The sequence below is a fragment of the Saezia sanguinis genome, from assembly GCF_963921665.1.
Classification (GTDB): Bacteria; Pseudomonadota; Gammaproteobacteria; order Burkholderiales; family Burkholderiaceae_C; genus Saezia; species Saezia sanguinis.
Genome location: NZ_CAWUGC010000001.1, coordinates 309,039 through 324,776 on the forward strand (window position 1 = coordinate 309,039; position 15,738 = coordinate 324,776).

Here is a 15,738-nt window from a genome sequence, read left to right on the forward strand (position 1 = left end):
AAAAGGCATAATGGGATTGCCATGACAACAGAAGAACAACAGCCATCTCCTCTGGAGCCACCAAAAGGCTGGGAGGACAAAATCCGGGCAACACCGCCGCTGGTGCGGTGGCTGTTTCGCGGGTTGGCGGTGCTGTTTCTGGTGCTGGCTGGTATCGGCGTGATTCTGCCTGGTATGCCGACAACGGTATTTGTATTGCTGGCTGCCTGGGCGGCTGCACGCAGTTCACCCGAATTGCTGCGCTGGCTGTACCGGCACCGCCTGTTCGGGCCGATTCTCTACAACTGGCACCATGGCCGCACAGTCAGCCGCAAGGCCAAATGGACTGCCGCCATCACCATGCTGATCTGCGGTGTGATTATTTTTATATTTGTCTCCAACATCTGGATCGCCCTGATTCCCTGTGTCATCATGGCGTGTGTGCTGACCTGGCTGTGGAGCAGGCCTGAGCCGGATTCCGTTGTGTCAGCAGGCGATGCCGCTGCCGTGCAGGGAAACCATACGGACGACAAGCCGTAACAGATGCTGCCTGTGTATCAAACGTGTGTCAAACAGTCGTGTCGTTTGGCAGGTCTGGCTGTTTTTGCTGTTGTGCGTGGACGGCGGTTTCCTGATTCACCAGATGGCGCAAGGCACTCAGCAAAGGGTGCGCATCCATGTATTTCTGTCCGTAGGATAGGTTGAAGTTGTAATCAATACTTGGCGAGTACTGCCCCTGGTTGTGCTGAATCAGCGTTTCGAGCTTATCCAAGCCTTTGACCAGCCGTGCTTCATGTGAGGAGGCATGTTCATATTCATCCCACAACGCCAGCAGTTCCTGTTGCTGCGGTTCAGACAACCCGTCCATCAATGTTTGCAGGTCGTTGCGTTCCTGAAAGGATTTGCTGTTCTGTGTATCTTGTGCGGTTGCAGGAATATCACCGTGAATGGCTTCTCCCAGATCATGAATCACGCACATTTTGAGCATTTTCAGGAGATCGGCATCTTTGAATTCGTCTGCAAACAGCATGGTCATCAGACACAGACGCCAGGTGTGTTCAGCCACACTTTCAGTTCGTCCCTGGGATGTAAAGGCACAGCGCAATGTATTTTTGAGGTTTTCTGCGCGCTTGATAAATTCCAATGAATTGCGCAAGGTTGGGTTGTTCATAAATAGTGGGTTTAACAGGTCAGGAGTTATTTGAGCGGATTTTGTGTATGCGGTTAACCATGTTTGGAATGGGAGGTTTGCATTCTTTGTGGAGTTATCACAGGGGTAAAAAACCAATTGAAAAAATCAGGTTAACCATTTTTTCTTTTATAAAACATAAGGTTAACCCAAAGGGTTTACCCTTATTGAGAGAGTAGGCACTTTCACATAAAGTGTGCATGTTGTGGAAATTTTACAGGAATCCTGCGGATGATTTTGGCGCAGAGGTTTCCTCTGTCATATGCGCTGAACAGGATGGGCTGACCTGCCGTTTGACAGGCAGATCGCCGGAAGTACATATGGTCCTTTCAAAATCATAGTGGGCGGCGGAGTATCAAGATGGCGAAAGTATCACTTCAAGGTATTAAGAAGCAGTTCGGTGATACCGTCACCATTTCGGATTTATATCTGGATGTGCGGGAAGGCGAGTTGTTGACGCTGCTGGGCCCGAGTGGCTGCGGCAAAACCACCGTTTTGCGTTTGATTGCCGGTTTTACCGAGCCTACGCAGGGGCAGATATTCATTGGCGGCGTTGATGTCACCAAGGTACTGGTGCAAAAGCGCGGAACCGGGATGGTGTTTCAGCGTTATGCACTGTTCCCTCACATGACCGTGGAGGAAAACGTTGCATTCGGACTGCAAATGCATGGCGTACCGGTTTCCGAGCGTGAAAAGCGCGTGCACAGTGTTTTGGACATGATGCGCATGGTATCCCTGAAAAGCCGTTATCCAAGGCAACTGTCCGGGGGGCAGCAACAGCGGGTGGCGATTGCCCGTGCTCTGGCGATTGAGCCCAAGGTCTTTTTGCTGGACGAGCCGTTGTCTAACCTGGATGCCAAGCTCAGGCTTGAGGTTCGCGAGGAAATTCGCGAATTGCAGCAGCGTTTGGGGCTGACCACTATTTTTGTGACGCACGATCAGGCAGAGGCTCTGGCAATTGCGGACCGGGTGGCGATCATGCATGAAGGAAAAGTACAGCAGCTAGGAGCGCCGGAAGATTTATATGGTCAGCCGGCGAATCTGTTTGTGGCAGATTTCCTGGGCAAGATGAATTTTTTTGCAGGCAGGATGGACGGCACGCACCAGTTTTTGTGCCAAGGCGGTGCACGCATTGCGGTCACGCAGCCGGTCAAAGATGCAATCAGCCTGGGTGTGCGGCCGGAGCGGATGGTGCTGCAGCGGGAGGCTTCAGAGCATGAAAACTGTTTGCCGGGAAAGGTGGAGTCGGTGGTATATCAGGGCTCGCAGCTGGATGTGTTTGTACGCTTGAACCAGGGAGAAGATATCTGCGTGCAGATTGTCAATACGGAGCAGGTTCAACAGGATGAGCCGATGGTGCCGGGTATGCCGGTGTATGCCTGCTTTCAGGCCGGTGATGGTGTGCTGTTTGCGCAATAACAGTTTTTAAGACAAAGGAGTGGTAAAAAAAGCGTTGTAACTGAGAAAGCTAAAAGACAGTATGGGATTGTTGGACGTGGTGAAAAGCAGCAATGTTTTTCTATTGCAGAAAACACAGTATTTGATAACCCCCTAATGATAAATTGAGAAAACAGGATGAGCAATATAACACTTGGACTCAAGGTTGACGAAGCATTGCGTGACCGCTTGAAAACCGCCGCACAACGGATGAACTGTTCTCCCCATGCACTGCATAAACGTGCGTTGCTGGCTTATGTGGAGCAGATTGAAAGTGGTTTGTCGCCCGAGGAGATTGACCGCCTGAGCCGTTACAGCAAAGATGCTGCGCATGAAGACCATCTGGATACGCCGCAGCCGTTTCTTGAGTTTGCCTGTGATGTGCAGTCGCAGTCGGTATTGCGCGAAGCGATCACCTCCGCTTACCGCCGCAATGAGTCCGAGTGTGTCATGACGCTTTTGGAACAGGCGAAAATGCCTGAGGAAGAAAAGATTCATGCGCTGGCCAAAAAGCTCACGGAAACCCTGCGCCATAAAAAGTCATCCGGTGCTGTCGAAGGGTTGATTCAGGAGTATTCTTTGTCCACCCAGGAAGGGGTGGCTCTGATGTGTCTGGCTGAGGCGCTGCTGCGCATTCCTGACAAGGCCACGCGTGATGCCTTGATTCGCGACAAGATTGCCAAGGGGGATTGGAAGTCACACTCCAAAGGTTCTCCGTCGGTGTTTGTCAACGCGGCCACCTGGGGGCTGATGCTCACCGGCAAACTGGTGGCGGTGAACAGTGAGAAGAGCCTCTCCAGCGCTTTGACCAAGATCATCAGCAAGGGCGGAGAGCCATTGATTCGCCAGGGCGTGAACATGGCCATGCGCATGATGGGCGAACAGTTTGTCACCGGGCAGACCATTGCCGAAGCGATTGTGAACAACCGCAAAATGGAGGCCAAAGGCTTCACCTATTCTTACGATATGCTGGGCGAGGCGGCCACAACGGCGGAAGATGCCGCGCATTACCATGCGTTGTATGTGCAGTCGATCCATGCCATCGGGCGGGCCAATGCCGGTAAAGGTATTTACGAAGGTTCCGGCATTTCAATCAAGCTGTCTGCGCTGCATCCCCGTTATACCCGTGGCCAGCGGGAACGTGTGGTGACCGAGCTTTACCAACGGGTCAAAGACCTGACCCTGCTGGCACGCAGTTACGATATCGGTATCAACATTGATGCTGAAGAGGCAGACCGGCTGGATCTTTCGCTGGACCTGTTGGAAATGCTGTGCAATGCGCCGGAGCTTGCAGGCTGGAACGGCATTGGTTTTGTGGTGCAGGCCTACCAGAAGCGTGCGCCGTATGTGCTGGATTATCTGATTGACCTGGCCAAACGCACACACCACCGGCTGATGATTCGCCTGGTGAAAGGCGCTTATTGGGACAGCGAGATTAAACGCGCCCAGGTGGATGGGCTGGAGGGGTATCCGGTCTATACGCGCAAGGTGTACACCGATATCTGTTACCTGGCGTGCGCACGCAAGCTGCTGGAAGTGCCGCAACATGTGTACCCGCAGTTTGCCACGCACAATGCGCGCACACTGGCGTCTATCTACCACCTGGCAGGTTCCAATTACTATAAAGGCCAGTATGAGTTCCAGGGCCTGTACGGTATGGGTGAATCACTGTATGCGCAGGTTGTGGGCCCGGTGGAGCAGGACAAGCTGAACCGTCCGTGCCGCCTGTATGCGCCGGTGGGCAGTTATGAAACACTGCTGCCTTACCTGGTGCGCAGACTGCTGGAAAACGGCTCCAATTCATCATTTGTGAACCTGATTGGTGACCGTTCCGTGCCGGTGGAAGACTTGATTGTGGATCCGGTTCATGTCGCAGAGCAGATCAGCCCACTGGGGGCGCCGCACGCCAAAATACCGTTGCCACGTGAGCTTTATGGGCCGGCAGACAGCGGGGCGCGCGTCAATTCCATGGGGCTGGATCTGAGTAACGAAACCCGCCTGAGTTCACTGTCTGCCGCATTGCTGGGCAGTGCTGCGCAGCAGTGGCAGTCGCATCCAATGCTGGGTGGCGATGGTTTTGTATGGGATAGCTCGAGGGTGGTGGATGTGCTGAACCCGGCGGATCACCGGGACCGGGTGGGGCAGGCAATCAAGGCCACTGAAGAAGAGGTCAAACAGGCCTTGCAGCATGCCATCAGTGCAACGCCGATCTGGCAATCCACGCCGGTGATTGAGCGTAGCCGTTGTCTGCGCCGTGCGGCCAACCTGATGGAAGAGCAGATGCAGACGCTGATGGGGCTGATTGTGCGCGAAGCCGGCAAGAGCCTGCCCAATGCCATTGCTGAGGTGCGCGAGGCGATTGATTTTCTGCGCTACTACGCGGAGCAGGCCGAGCTTGAACTCAATACCGATAAAGCGCAGCCGCTGGGGCCGGTGCTGTGTATCAGCCCGTGGAACTTCCCGATGGCGATTTTCACCGGGCAGGTCGCTGCGGCACTGGCTGCGGGCAATCCGGTGATTGCCAAACCGGCCGATCAGACCACACTGATTGCCGCACAGGTGATCAGAATTCTGCGTGAAGCCGGTGTGCCCAGCGAAGTGGTGCAACTGGTGCCGGGGCGTGGTTCTGTGATTGGTGCGCTATTGGTGGCAAGCCCGGAAATCCGTGCCATTATGTTTACCGGCTCTACCGAAGTGGCGCAGGGAATGAACCAGACACTGGCACAGCGGCTGGATGACCAGGGGCGCACCATCCCGCTGATTGCGGAAACCGGCGGCCAGAATGCGATGATTGTTGATTCATCCGCTTTGGCTGAGCAGGTGGTTTATGACGTGCTGGGTTCCGCTTTTGACTCTGCCGGCCAGCGTTGTTCGGCATTGCGTATTCTGTGCATTCAGGACGATGTGGCCGACCGTATTCTGAAGCTGCTCAAAGGGGCGATGCAGGAATTGAAGGTCAACAACCCGGACCGCCTTTCAACCGATGTCGGCCCGGTCATCGACAAAGGGGCGCAGAAAGTCATTCTGGACCATATTGAGGCCATGCGCGAAGCCGGCTACAAGGTGTACCAGACGGAAGCCGATCCGCAATGCGAACACGGCACTTTTGTACCGCCGACACTGATTGAAATTGATCACCTTGGTGCGCTCAAGCGCGAGGTGTTTGGTCCGGTACTGCATGTCATGCGCTATGAGCGTGATCACCTCGATGATGTGCTGCAGCAGATCAACGCGACAGGTTATGGCCTGACGTTTGGCGTGCATACCCGCATTGATGAAACCATTCAGCATGTGACTTCTTGTGTCCATGTGGGCAACATCTATGTGAATCGCAATGTGATTGGAGCGATTGTCGGTGTGCAGCCTTTCGGTGGAGAAGGATTGTCCGGTACCGGGCCTAAAGCTGGCGGGCCGTTGTACCTGCACCGTCTGGTGAAGCCTTTTTCCAAAGATCTGCCCCAATGGGCACAACCGCAGCCGCAGTGGCCGGTGGTAATGACGCTGCCGGGCCCCACCGGTGAGAGCAATACCTACAAACTGAAGCCACGCGGTAAAGTACTGTGTGTGGCGCAGACCGAAACAGGTGCCAAGGCCCAGTGGGACGCAGTGCATAAAACCGGCTGCCAGGCCGTGTTTGTTGATAATGAACGCGTACGTGCCTGGCTGCATGCTGAGCATCCTGAACAAAAGTCACAGGTCCGGTTTATTCAGGCGTCTGATATAGGCACTGCCGAGATTGATTCTGTTTTGTTTGAAGGTGAAGCTGATGCGCTGATGGTACTGAATCAGCGCATTGCAGAACGTACCGGCCCGATCCTGACCGTGCAGGGGTTGACGACAGAAGCACTGGCTGCCGGTGAAGCGTATGCGCTGGAGCGCCTGCTGGAAGAAGTCAGCACCAGCGTGAATACTGCCGCTGCAGGAGGGAACGCCAGCCTGATGACGATTGGTTAAAAGCGGTATTTTTATGCAGAAGTAAAGCCAGCCCGGCTTATGCCGGGCTGGCTTTTGGTTTTTACGTGAGGGTCTGTTCACACGCTTTGCTGATCATGATATTCATACTGGCGTGATGATGACTGACGCACAACAACGCCTGATTGTTGAATGCCTGCGTACCCGTTAGCATGAACACGCCTTGGCATGCTGCATTATTGAATCATTGAGAAATTTGCTGAACGATCCCCATGTCAAAACGGGAGGTCCATTGCCTTCTACATATTGATAAACGGGCGGATCATTACCATTAGAAGTGTCGAAATAATCAAACTCATACCCTTGATGCATTAAAAATACAAACGCATTTTCCGGCAGGTCAAATTCTTCATCGTTCTCTTCCAGCAGTTCGATGGCTTCTTTATTGAGGCCATTCATCAGTGGGAAAAAAATGTCTGACCCTTGGAAAAAGCTGCCAGCGCCTTTCCCAACAGCAAGTAAAAACTCCTTATATTGCCCAGGCAATTGAAGTCCTGCTGATTTTTCCAAGTGTTCTATCTCTGCGATAGAGCATCCTTGAATATCCTCTTCTTTACATATCTTTTTTTCTAGGAGCAAAGATATCAGTTTGATCTTATTCATTTGTCATTTCTCTTTAAGCTGTTTCAAGATCATAGCTGATTATTCATCTCATATGGGTGTGGCATTCACCCGGCAGGTAAGAACGGCAGGCAGAGCAAATGCAATGTGCTTCTGGCAAACCTGATGAGATTGAACGCGGTAAAATGGAACACTTGATTTTTTGCATAAAGATGGAATTATGACAACCTTGGGTACCCCTTTATCGCCTGGTGCGACGCGTGTGATGTTGTTAGGCTCGGGTGAGCTGGGAAAAGAAGTGCTTATTGCACTGCAACGCCTGGGGGTGGAAACGATTGCGGTGGACCGGTACGACCATGCGCCGGGGCAGCAGGTGGCACATCACAGCCGCACCATTGCGATGAATGATGCCGAGCAGCTACGCTGCCTGATCGAACAGGAAAAGCCGCATCTGGTGGTACCTGAAATTGAGGCGATTGCCACCACCGTGTTGCAGGATCTGGAGGCCAAGGGGGCTGTACGTGTGGTGCCCACTGCCCGTGCGGCACGCCTGACGATGGACCGGGAGGGCATTCGCCGTCTGGCGGCTGAAACGCTGGGCCTGCCAACGAGCCCTTATCGGTTTTGCGATTCCTTGGATGAGCTTAAAACAGCGATTGAGTCCCATGGCGTGGGGTATCCGTGCATTGTCAAGCCGGTGATGAGCAGTTCCGGCAAAGGGCAGAGCCGGATTGACAGCGCAGCCGATATTGAGCGTGCCTGGCAATACGCGATGGAAGGCGGGCGGGTGCAGAACGGCTGCATCATTGTGGAAGGATTTGTCGATTTTGACTATGAAATCACGCTGCTGACGGTACGCTGGCGCGATGTGCAGGGCCAGGTGCAGACATCTTTCTGTGCACCCATCGGGCATTTACAGAAAAACGGCGATTACGTGGAAAGCTGGCAGCCGCATCCGATGTCGCCTGCGGCTTTGCGCAAAGCGCAGGAAATTGCCCATGCCATTACCGATAATCTGGGGCAGGGGCTGGACGGGCAGCCTGATGGGCTGGGTATTTATGGTGTGGAGTTGTTTGTCAAGGGTGATCAGGTCTGGTTCAGCGAGGTGAGTCCACGGCCGCATGATACCGGCATGGTCACCATGATTACCCAGTGGCAGAGCGAGTTTGAACTGCATGCACGCGCGATTTTGGGGTTGCCGGTTAACACGGAATTGCGCAATACAGGTGCCAGTGCCGTGATTTATGGCGGGGTAGATGCTAAAGGGATTCAGTTTGACGGCGTTGAAAAAGCGCTGGCTGTGCCTCAGACCGAATTGCGCTTATTCGGCAAACCGGAAAGTTTTACCAAACGCCGTATGGGCGTGGCGCTGGCGTATGCTGACAATGTGACCGAAGCGCGCGAAAAGGCGGTGCTGGCGGCTTCGCTGGTGAAGCCGCGTGTATGATGCCTATACGAAGCACACATGAGATTCATCAGGGTATCGTGTTGTAGGCGATGAATCTGCCTTCCGGATTTACAATGTAAATCTGTGATTGCCTTGGTTGCCAGAGCTTGATTTAGCTGGTGCCACTCTGTTTTTTTATGGGCACAAGCTCTGACTCATTAAGGGAAAGCATATTGATGGACGCATCTCGCGCCAGATTTTTGAATTCGCACACATTGCCAGAAGATGCTGCTGCATCAGACATGTTGCAACCTGTTGTGGAACTGTCCACGCAGCGCCTGGTTGCCGGGCAACTGGTGCACGAAGGCGATATGCTGAGCAACGAGGTGCCGGTGGCTCTGGTGTTTAATGGCATTTCCCATGCGGTGATGATGGCTACGCCGCAGGACCTGCCGGCATTGGCGCTTGGTTTTTCGCTCAGCGAGGGGATTTTGGGCGCAGCCGATGAGTGTTATGGCATTGAAGTGGTTGCCATGGATGCGCAGACTGCAACCAACGGCCTGACTGCGGCCTTTGAAGTGCGGCTGGAAATTGCTTCGCGCCGTTTTGCAACCTTAAAGGAGCGTCGCCGTTTTCTGTCCGGCCGTACCGGGTGTGGCGTGTGTGGTGTGGAAAGCCTGGCTTCTTTTGAACTGGATGCACCCCGGGTTGCCAGGCCATCATGGAGCGATGCATTAAATGTGACACCGCTGGCGCACGCGTTTGAACAACTGCCTGCTCGTCAGGTGCTGAACCGGCAGACGGGCTCCATGCATGCGGCTGGCTGGGTGTTGCCCGATGGAGAGCTGGTTCAGGTGATGGAGGATGTAGGCCGGCACAATGCACTGGATAAGTTGCTGGGCTGGCGGGCCATGTTGCCTGAAAAAGAGACGGCTGAAGGTTTTGTGGTGATGACCAGCCGGGCCAGTTACGAGCTGATCCGCAAATGCGCGTATCGCAATGTTCCGGTGCTGGCGGCGATTTCTGCGCCTACAGTGCTGGCCGTGCAGCTTGCAGGTCATACTGGCATGCGCCTTTTCGGGTTATGCCGCCAGGGGAAAGCCGTACAATACACCAATTGATTACATGTAACAATCTGGTTTGATAAAGGTGTGTTCGTCAGGGTCAATGCGGGTAAGCTGCCTGTTATGCCCAGATGGCATAAAATACACGTTAAAATAAATGGCAGGCGAACAGCTTGCACGAACAGCTTGCACAATTACGGAGAAGCACAAGATGGAATTCGACCTTCATCAAAAACCCATTACCTCAGATATCACAGAGTTTATTGCCGAACTCAGAAAAAAGGATCCGACGCTGGAACAGCGCCAGCAGGAAGGTCGTCTGCGTTTGTGGGATCATCCGATTGACCATCAGGAAGAAGCCGAGTTTGACAAGGCCAATGTCCCTCAGACGGCTTACGTCTATCAGGTCAAGGGCGAGTAAATTTCTTCCCTTAGCGTGAAAACGGCATCGCTGCCGCTTGCGGGGCGGCGGAGTTTGTTTTCTGCTGTCTTTATTATTCAAACCACAGTGAATCTGCATGTCCGAACTGGAAAATGAGGCCTTGCGAAATGACGAAGCCATGCTGGCTACGTCACACCCCGAAGTGATAGACACTGTGGCGGTTGCGCGGCTGTATGGCGAACCGCTGTTCAAGCTGCCGCAGGATCTGTATATTCCACCTGAAGCGCTGGAAGTTTTTCTGGAGGCTTTTGAAGGCCCGCTGGATTTGCTGCTGTATCTGATTCGCAAACAGAATTTCAATATTCTGGATATCCCGATGGCGGATGTGACGAATCAGTATCTGCTGTATGTCGAACAGATCCGCAACACCAATCTGGAACTCGCTGCCGAATACCTGCTGATGGCGGCAATGCTCATCGAGATCAAGTCGCGTATGCTGCTGCCGGTCAAACAAAGCGATGACGGGCAGGAGGCTGAAGACCCCCGGGCGGAGTTGGTGCGTCGTTTGCTCGAGTATGAGCGGATCAAGCTGGCCGCTGCCCGGCTGGATGAACTGCCGCAGCTTGGGCGTGATTTTCTCAAAGCGCATGTCTATGTTGAGCAGAGCATGGAAGTGCGCTTTCCTGACGTGAGTGTGGATGAATTGCGCCAGGCCTGGGCCGATGTGCTTAAACGGGCCAAGCTGGTTCAAAAGCATACGATTACGCGCGAAGAGCTGTCTGTGCGTGAGCATATGAGTATGGTGCTCAGAACCTTGCAGGGGCGGCGCTTTGTGGCATTTGAAGAGCTGTTTGATACTGCGCGTGGTGTCGGGGTGGTTGTGGTAACGTTCATTGCGCTGCTGGAACTCGCGCGCGAGATGCTGGTTGAGGTTACTCAGGCGCAGGCTTATGCGCCGATTTATGTGCGGCTGGCCTATCAGCCTAACTAGCAGCCCAACTGGCGGGAATGGTGAATGTGTCCCGCTAAAAACCGACGGGCAGTTTGCGGGATATGTGCCAAAAGCATGGTCAAACGGGCCTGCACATGTCAAAATGGCAATTTTTTTAAGATATCAACAGCGGTTGGATAAAACAAGATCATGAGTATCAAAAGCGATAAATGGATTTGCCGCATGGCCGAAGAACATGGCATGATTGAGCCGTTTGAGCCAGGGCAGGTACGCCGTTCGGAAGACGGGCAGAAAATCATCAGTTACGGTACCAGCAGTTATGGTTACGATATCCGCTGCGCGCCTGAATTTAAGGTGTTTACCAATATTTACAGCACCGTGGTGGACCCCAAAAACTTTGATGAAAAAAGTTTTGTCGATATCAACGCCGATGTCTGCGTGATTCCGCCCAACAGCTTTGCACTGGCGCGTACGCTGGAGTATTTCCGTATTCCACGCAATGTGCTGACGATCTGCCTGGGCAAAAGCACTTATGCGCGCTGCGGCATCATTGTGAACGTGACACCGTTTGAACCTGAGTGGGAAGGGTATGTGACGCTGGAGTTTTCTAACACCACGCCACTGCCTGCGAAGATTTATGCAGGCGAAGGCTGTGCACAGGTGCTGTTTTTTGAAAGCGATGAAGTCTGCCAGACCAGTTATAAAGACCGTGGTGGAAAATACCAGGGGCAAAGTGGCGTGACGCTGCCCAGGGCCTGAAGACGGATTTTTGCAGATACGCCCGTATCAGCGTATAAGGTGTCAGCGGCCTTTTTCCAGTTCAATCTGCACGATCCGCTCGCTGCCGTTGGCCGCAGGGAAGTCGCTCAATGCGGCCTGAGCCATCAAAGGAATAAGCTGCAGCAGTGTTCTGGATGCGCTTTTGGTGATGGCCGTGGTTTCATACACTGAGTGCGGCATGCCCTGTTCGCTGGGTTCATGGGTATCGCGGATGATCAGCGTCAGGCGTGCGTGCAGGTAGTTCTGGGTCACCAGCCGCTCTCCCATGTAGCGGGGGCCCATGCCGTAAGGGTAGACCCAGTGCGATCCGTACCATATGCCAGAATAGGGGTTGCGATAACCGGGTACCAGCACAGGGGGCGGGGCATTGTCGTAGACGGGAACAGAGACCTGGCGTTCTTTTTCACCAGACCATACAAAAAGGTAAACAAGGTAACGCGGCTGGCTGTCGGGCGCTGTTTCAATAAAGCCTGCATTGTCCAGGGGATGCCGGACTAGGTTTTCATAGGTTTCCTGCTCCAGCGAAATATCCTGTCCTGGCAGGTGGTAAAAGGTGTAGGTCATGGCGGTCTGATCGGCGTTTTCCGGCCAGTCCTGAAACGTGGTCACCCGGGCTTTGAAAACAGACGTTGTTGTACACCCTGCCAGCAATGCAAAACAGGTGGATAGCGCAAGGACAGAAATACAGCGAAGCAATGGTTTCATGATGCATTGATCGGCCAAAAAGCAGATGAATAACCTCAATGCCATCACGATAGCATAATTACACTAATTTTAGTAGCACTAAAGGTAACAACATGCGATGGCAAGGGCAGCGTGAAAGCGATAATGTAGAAGACAGACGCAGCAGCCGGGGTGCACGGGTTGGCGGTATCAGTCTGGGCACTGTGGTACTGGCGTTGGGAATCGGTTGGATATTTGGCATTAATCCGCTGACTGTATTGGGGCTGTTAAGCGGTGGCGACAGTGGTTTGCCTGCGACAGTACAGGAGGGGCCGGCACAGGCGCCGCCTGCTGATGACGAACAGAGCAGGTTTGTGGCGACGGTGTTGGCCTCCACTGAGGATGTGTGGACCCCGATCTTCAAACAGGCAGGGCAGCAGTATGTGCCGCCAAAGCTGGTGCTGTTCCGGGGTGCTTACCCGACAGCGTGCGGGATGGGGCAGGCCGCAATGGGGCCGTTTTACTGCCCGGCTGACCAGAAGGTGTATATTGACCTGAGTTTTTATGATACGCTGCAAAACCAGTTGGGAGCACCAGGCGAGTTTGCACAGGCTTATGTGATTGCGCATGAAGTCGGACACCATGTGCAAAAACTGCTGGGCATTACGGATCAGGTGGATGCGCAGCGCCGGCGCTTGAGTGAAACCCAATACAACGCTTTGAGCGTGCGGGTGGAGTTGCAGGCAGACTGCTTTGCCGGTGTCTGGGCGCATACCGCCAATGAGCAGACGCCGATGATTGAAGACGGTGATATTGATGCGGCGCTGAATGCTGCCAGCCAGATTGGTGATGATACGCTGCAGTCGCGTTCTCAGGGCCGCGTGGTTCCGGACAGCTTTACACACGGAACCAGTGCGCAGCGGGTACGCTGGTTCCGGCGCGGCTGGGAAGATGGCAACGTGCAGGCCTGTGATACGTTTTCTGCACAAAGGCTTTGAGGAATGGTGCATGTGAATATCGGGTAGCTCCATACATACGACAGATTAGCGACTGTCTGGCTATTGCCAGCGGTTGACTTTGCGCGCAGGCTGATACAGTCTGTGTCGCATTTTTATATATATTAAAGAAAATAAACACGATGAAGCTATACGACATGATTTCGCGTCAGATTCCACCTCAACCCTGGAACCATGGCGGGAAAATTCCATGGGATGATCCTGCATTCAGCCAGCGCATGCTGGAAAACCATCTGTCTCAGGAGCATGACTGGGCCAGCCGCCGTTTTGATGTGATTGACCGGCAGGTGCAGTGGCTTGCCAGCCAGTTGCCCGCGTTTGCCCGCATACTTGACCTGGGCTGTGGCCCCGGGTTTTATACCTATCGGCTGGCGCAACTGGGGCATCAGTGCGTTGGGGTGGATTTTTCGCCAGCCTCTATCGCCTATGCCAAACAGCAGGCGCAGCAGGCACAGCTTGCCATTGAGTATCTGCTGTCAGATGTCCGTAACATAGAGGTGTCAGGACAGTTTGACCTGATCATGATGACTTTTGGCGAGTTGAATGTTTTTCCGCAAACAGATGCGGAACACATTCTTCATAACGCTGCCAAACTATTGAAGCCCGGCGGTATTTTGCTGTTGGAGACGCACACACTGGAAGAGGTTCAACGCCAGGGGCAGCAACCACCTTCGTGGCAGTCCTATGAAACGGGATTGTTCCTGAGCACACCGCATATCTGCCTGCAGGAGCATTTCTGGAATTCTGAAACGGCCACTGCGACAACATGCTTCTGGATCATTGAAGCTGATCATGCCGGTGTGTGTGCGTATCAGAGCTCCATGAAGGGCTACACGGATGCACAATACCGTGAACTGGTTTCCCAGGCAGGGTTGCCGTCCGTTCAGTTGCTGGACGCTGCGCAGTGGCCTGCCGGGGAGATTTTTTCGGGTAAATTGAAAGTCTATTGTGCCCGTGCTCAAGGCGGGGCATAGAATAGCTCATCCTGAAAGGGATGTTCAGGTTTTGCATGTGCTGATTATTTGAGAACTTCACAATTGCTTAACAATTGCGACGTAAACCGGCAACAGAGGCATGACAGACTTGGTATCAGACAAGAATAATCAAAATGGCCCGATGGTTGATCCGAAGGGTTTATTTAGACAGGAAAACTATGGCAAGGTCTAAAAAATCAAATTTTCGCTGGGTGTTTCTGGCTGGTGCTGTGATTGTGGCGGCGCTGCTGATCAAGGTTTTTTTCTTTGGCAAGCAGGATGGCCCCCAATTGATCACTGTACCGGTGACGCTCGGCCATATTGAAGATACGGTACTGGCCACAGGAACGTTTGAGGCCATTCAGCAGGTCAGTGTGGGTGCGCAGGCTTCAGGGCAGGTCAAGGTGTTGCATGTTGAGTTGGGTGACCGGGTTGAAATGGATCAACTGGTGGCCGAAATTGACTCGCTGACACAACAGAATGCGTTAAAAAATGCCGAAGCTGCTTTGGCGGTATCACAGGCCAAGCTGGAGGCTGAGCAGGCCAACTTGGCACAGGCCAAACTGGCTTTTGAACGCCAGCAGCGTCTGCGCCAGTCAGATGCCAGTGCGCAGGCCGACTACGAGCAGGCGCAGGCAAACTATAAAACCATTCAGGCCAATATCAAGTCATTGCAGGCACAGATTGTGCAGGCCAAAATTGACGTGGATACCGCCAAAGTGAATCTGGGTTATACGCGCATTACCAGCCCGATGGCTGGTACCGTGGTGGCGATTGTGACCAAAGAAGGGCAGACGGTGAATGCCAACCAGACCACACCAACCATCATCAAGGTGGCCAATCTGGATACCATGACGGTAAAGGCTGAAATCTCTGAAGCGGATGTAACCCGGGTGCTGCCGGGTCAGCGGGTTTATTTCACCATATTAGGTGAGCCTGATACGCAGTTTGAAGCGACGCTCAGGCAGATTGAACCAGCGCCGGAATCCATTACCTCTGAAACATCGAGCAGCAGTTCTTCCAGCAGTTCTTCGAGCAGCACGGCGATTTACTATAACGGGCTGTTTGATATTGCCAACCCGGATGGCAAATTCCGCATTGACATGACGGCAGAAGTGAATATTGTGCGCGATGAAGCCCAGTCTGCATTGATTGTGCCATCTTCTGCCTTGCAGAATGACAAGGATCGCGGCAGTTATTATGTGCGAGTGCTGGGAGCGAACAACCAGATAGAGAACCGCCCGGTCCGGGTCGGCATCAACAACCGTGTGACGGCACAGATACTCGAAGGCGTGCAGGAAGGCGACAAGCTGGTGATTGGCGACAGTTCAATGAACACCGGTAACTCCGGCAACATGCGCCGTCCGATGCGGTTCTAAGGG

At 53.5% G+C, this 15,738-nt stretch carries 14 protein-coding genes; 11 read left to right on the forward strand and 3 right to left on the reverse strand.

All coding sequences use genetic code 11. From position 1 onward, the window contains the following. Window positions 1–21 precede the first annotated feature (21 nt). The gene (locus tag AACY98_RS01400) at window positions 22–519 is read left to right on the forward strand and encodes a YbaN family protein (protein WP_339800617.1); all 498 of its coding nucleotides are present in this window, start codon (window positions 22–24) and stop codon (window positions 517–519) included. 28 nt (window positions 520–547) lie between these two features. Here the strand turns inward: AACY98_RS01400 and AACY98_RS01405 are convergent, their stop codons facing one another. After that, the gene (locus AACY98_RS01405) at window positions 548–1,150 is read right to left on the reverse strand and encodes an HD domain-containing protein (RefSeq protein ID WP_339800620.1); all 603 of its coding nucleotides are present in this window, start codon (window positions 1,148–1,150) and stop codon (window positions 548–550) included. Between the two features lie 378 nt (window positions 1,151–1,528). On the opposite strand from AACY98_RS01405, the gene AACY98_RS01410 reads away from it, so the two are divergent. Both AACY98_RS01410 and putA read left to right on the forward strand, forming a co-directional pair. Next, window positions 1,529–2,587, forward strand: coding sequence for an ABC transporter ATP-binding protein (locus AACY98_RS01410; protein WP_339800623.1), 1,059 nt, complete (start codon window positions 1,529–1,531; stop codon window positions 2,585–2,587). Window positions 2,588–2,743: 156 nt separating this feature from the next. Continuing rightward, on the forward strand, window positions 2,744–6,559 hold the full coding sequence (gene putA / locus AACY98_RS01415; RefSeq protein WP_339800626.1) for a trifunctional transcriptional regulator/proline dehydrogenase/L-glutamate gamma-semialdehyde dehydrogenase: 3,816 nt from the start codon (window positions 2,744–2,746) through the stop codon (window positions 6,557–6,559). 165 nt (window positions 6,560–6,724) lie between these two features. Here the strand turns inward: putA and AACY98_RS01420 are convergent, their stop codons facing one another. After that, entirely contained in the window at window positions 6,725–7,180 is a 456-nt protein-coding gene (locus tag AACY98_RS01420) for an SMI1/KNR4 family protein (protein ID WP_339800629.1), read from the reverse strand. Between the two features lie 178 nt (window positions 7,181–7,358). Here AACY98_RS01420 and purT point away from each other — a divergent pair, with 178 nt between their 5' ends. The 5 genes from purT (at window position 7,359) to dcd (ending at window position 11,682) form a co-directional block, all read left to right on the forward strand. Beyond that, on the forward strand, window positions 7,359–8,585 hold the full coding sequence (purT, locus tag AACY98_RS01425) for a formate-dependent phosphoribosylglycinamide formyltransferase (RefSeq protein ID WP_339800631.1): 1,227 nt from the start codon (window positions 7,359–7,361) through the stop codon (window positions 8,583–8,585). A 176-nt stretch (window positions 8,586–8,761) separates the two neighbouring features. Next, a complete protein-coding gene (fdhD, locus tag AACY98_RS01430; protein WP_339800634.1) occupies window positions 8,762–9,646 on the forward strand; it encodes a formate dehydrogenase accessory sulfurtransferase FdhD in 885 nt (294 codons plus the stop codon). 154 nt (window positions 9,647–9,800) lie between these two features. Beyond that, window positions 9,801–10,010: a DUF3460 family protein gene (locus AACY98_RS01435; RefSeq protein ID WP_339800636.1), complete on the forward strand. Its 210-nt coding sequence runs from the start codon at window positions 9,801–9,803 to the stop codon at window positions 10,008–10,010. 97 nt (window positions 10,011–10,107) lie between these two features. Further along, window positions 10,108–10,962 carry a segregation and condensation protein A gene (locus tag AACY98_RS01440; protein ID WP_126979753.1) on the forward strand — a complete coding sequence of 285 codons (855 nt, stop codon included), beginning with the start codon at window positions 10,108–10,110 and terminating at the stop codon, window positions 10,960–10,962. Between the two features lie 150 nt (window positions 10,963–11,112). Continuing rightward, the gene (gene dcd, locus AACY98_RS01445; protein WP_126979752.1) at window positions 11,113–11,682 is read left to right on the forward strand and encodes a dCTP deaminase; all 570 of its coding nucleotides are present in this window, start codon (window positions 11,113–11,115) and stop codon (window positions 11,680–11,682) included. Window positions 11,683–11,724: 42 nt separating this feature from the next. On the opposite strand, the gene AACY98_RS01450 is transcribed toward dcd, so the two are convergent. After that, entirely contained in the window at window positions 11,725–12,408 is a 684-nt protein-coding gene (locus tag AACY98_RS01450; protein ID WP_339800641.1) for a DUF4136 domain-containing protein, read from the reverse strand. 92 nt (window positions 12,409–12,500) lie between these two features. Between AACY98_RS01450 and ypfJ the strand changes: the two genes are divergently transcribed. The 3 genes from ypfJ (at window position 12,501) to AACY98_RS01465 (ending at window position 15,735) form a co-directional block, all read left to right on the forward strand. Continuing rightward, window positions 12,501–13,364 (forward strand): KPN_02809 family neutral zinc metallopeptidase, encoded by an 864-nt coding sequence (ypfJ, locus tag AACY98_RS01455; RefSeq protein WP_339800643.1) that lies wholly within the window; start codon window positions 12,501–12,503, stop codon window positions 13,362–13,364. A gap of 140 nt (window positions 13,365–13,504) precedes the next feature. Then, entirely contained in the window at window positions 13,505–14,356 is an 852-nt protein-coding gene (locus AACY98_RS01460; RefSeq protein ID WP_339800646.1) for a class I SAM-dependent methyltransferase, read from the forward strand. 179 nt (window positions 14,357–14,535) lie between these two features. Further along, entirely contained in the window at window positions 14,536–15,735 is a 1,200-nt protein-coding gene (locus AACY98_RS01465; protein WP_339800649.1) for an efflux RND transporter periplasmic adaptor subunit, read from the forward strand. The last annotated feature ends 3 nt before the right edge of the window (window positions 15,736–15,738 follow it).

Excerpts from the sequence above, each read along its gene's own strand:
- AACY98_RS01400 (WP_339800617.1), top strand. The coding sequence starts at position 22 with ATGACAACAGAAGAACAACAGCCATCTCCTCTGGAGCCACCAAAAGGC.
- AACY98_RS01405 (WP_339800620.1), bottom strand. The coding sequence starts at position 1,150 with ATGAACAACCCAACCTTGCGCAATTCATTGGAATTTATCAAGCGCGCA.
- AACY98_RS01410 (WP_339800623.1), top strand. The coding sequence starts at position 1,529 with ATGGCGAAAGTATCACTTCAAGGTATTAAGAAGCAGTTCGGTGATACC.
- putA (WP_339800626.1), top strand. The coding sequence starts at position 2,744 with ATGAGCAATATAACACTTGGACTCAAGGTTGACGAAGCATTGCGTGAC.
- AACY98_RS01420 (WP_339800629.1), bottom strand. The coding sequence starts at position 7,180 with ATGAATAAGATCAAACTGATATCTTTGCTCCTAGAAAAAAAGATATGT.
- purT (WP_339800631.1), top strand. The coding sequence starts at position 7,359 with ATGACAACCTTGGGTACCCCTTTATCGCCTGGTGCGACGCGTGTGATG.
- fdhD (WP_339800634.1), top strand. The coding sequence starts at position 8,762 with ATGGACGCATCTCGCGCCAGATTTTTGAATTCGCACACATTGCCAGAA.
- AACY98_RS01435 (WP_339800636.1), top strand. The coding sequence starts at position 9,801 with ATGGAATTCGACCTTCATCAAAAACCCATTACCTCAGATATCACAGAG.
- AACY98_RS01440 (WP_126979753.1), top strand. The coding sequence starts at position 10,108 with ATGTCCGAACTGGAAAATGAGGCCTTGCGAAATGACGAAGCCATGCTG.
- dcd (WP_126979752.1), top strand. The coding sequence starts at position 11,113 with ATGAGTATCAAAAGCGATAAATGGATTTGCCGCATGGCCGAAGAACAT.
- AACY98_RS01450 (WP_339800641.1), bottom strand. The coding sequence starts at position 12,408 with ATGAAACCATTGCTTCGCTGTATTTCTGTCCTTGCGCTATCCACCTGT.
- ypfJ (WP_339800643.1), top strand. The coding sequence starts at position 12,501 with ATGCGATGGCAAGGGCAGCGTGAAAGCGATAATGTAGAAGACAGACGC.
- AACY98_RS01460 (WP_339800646.1), top strand. The coding sequence starts at position 13,505 with ATGAAGCTATACGACATGATTTCGCGTCAGATTCCACCTCAACCCTGG.
- AACY98_RS01465 (WP_339800649.1), top strand. The coding sequence starts at position 14,536 with ATGGCAAGGTCTAAAAAATCAAATTTTCGCTGGGTGTTTCTGGCTGGT.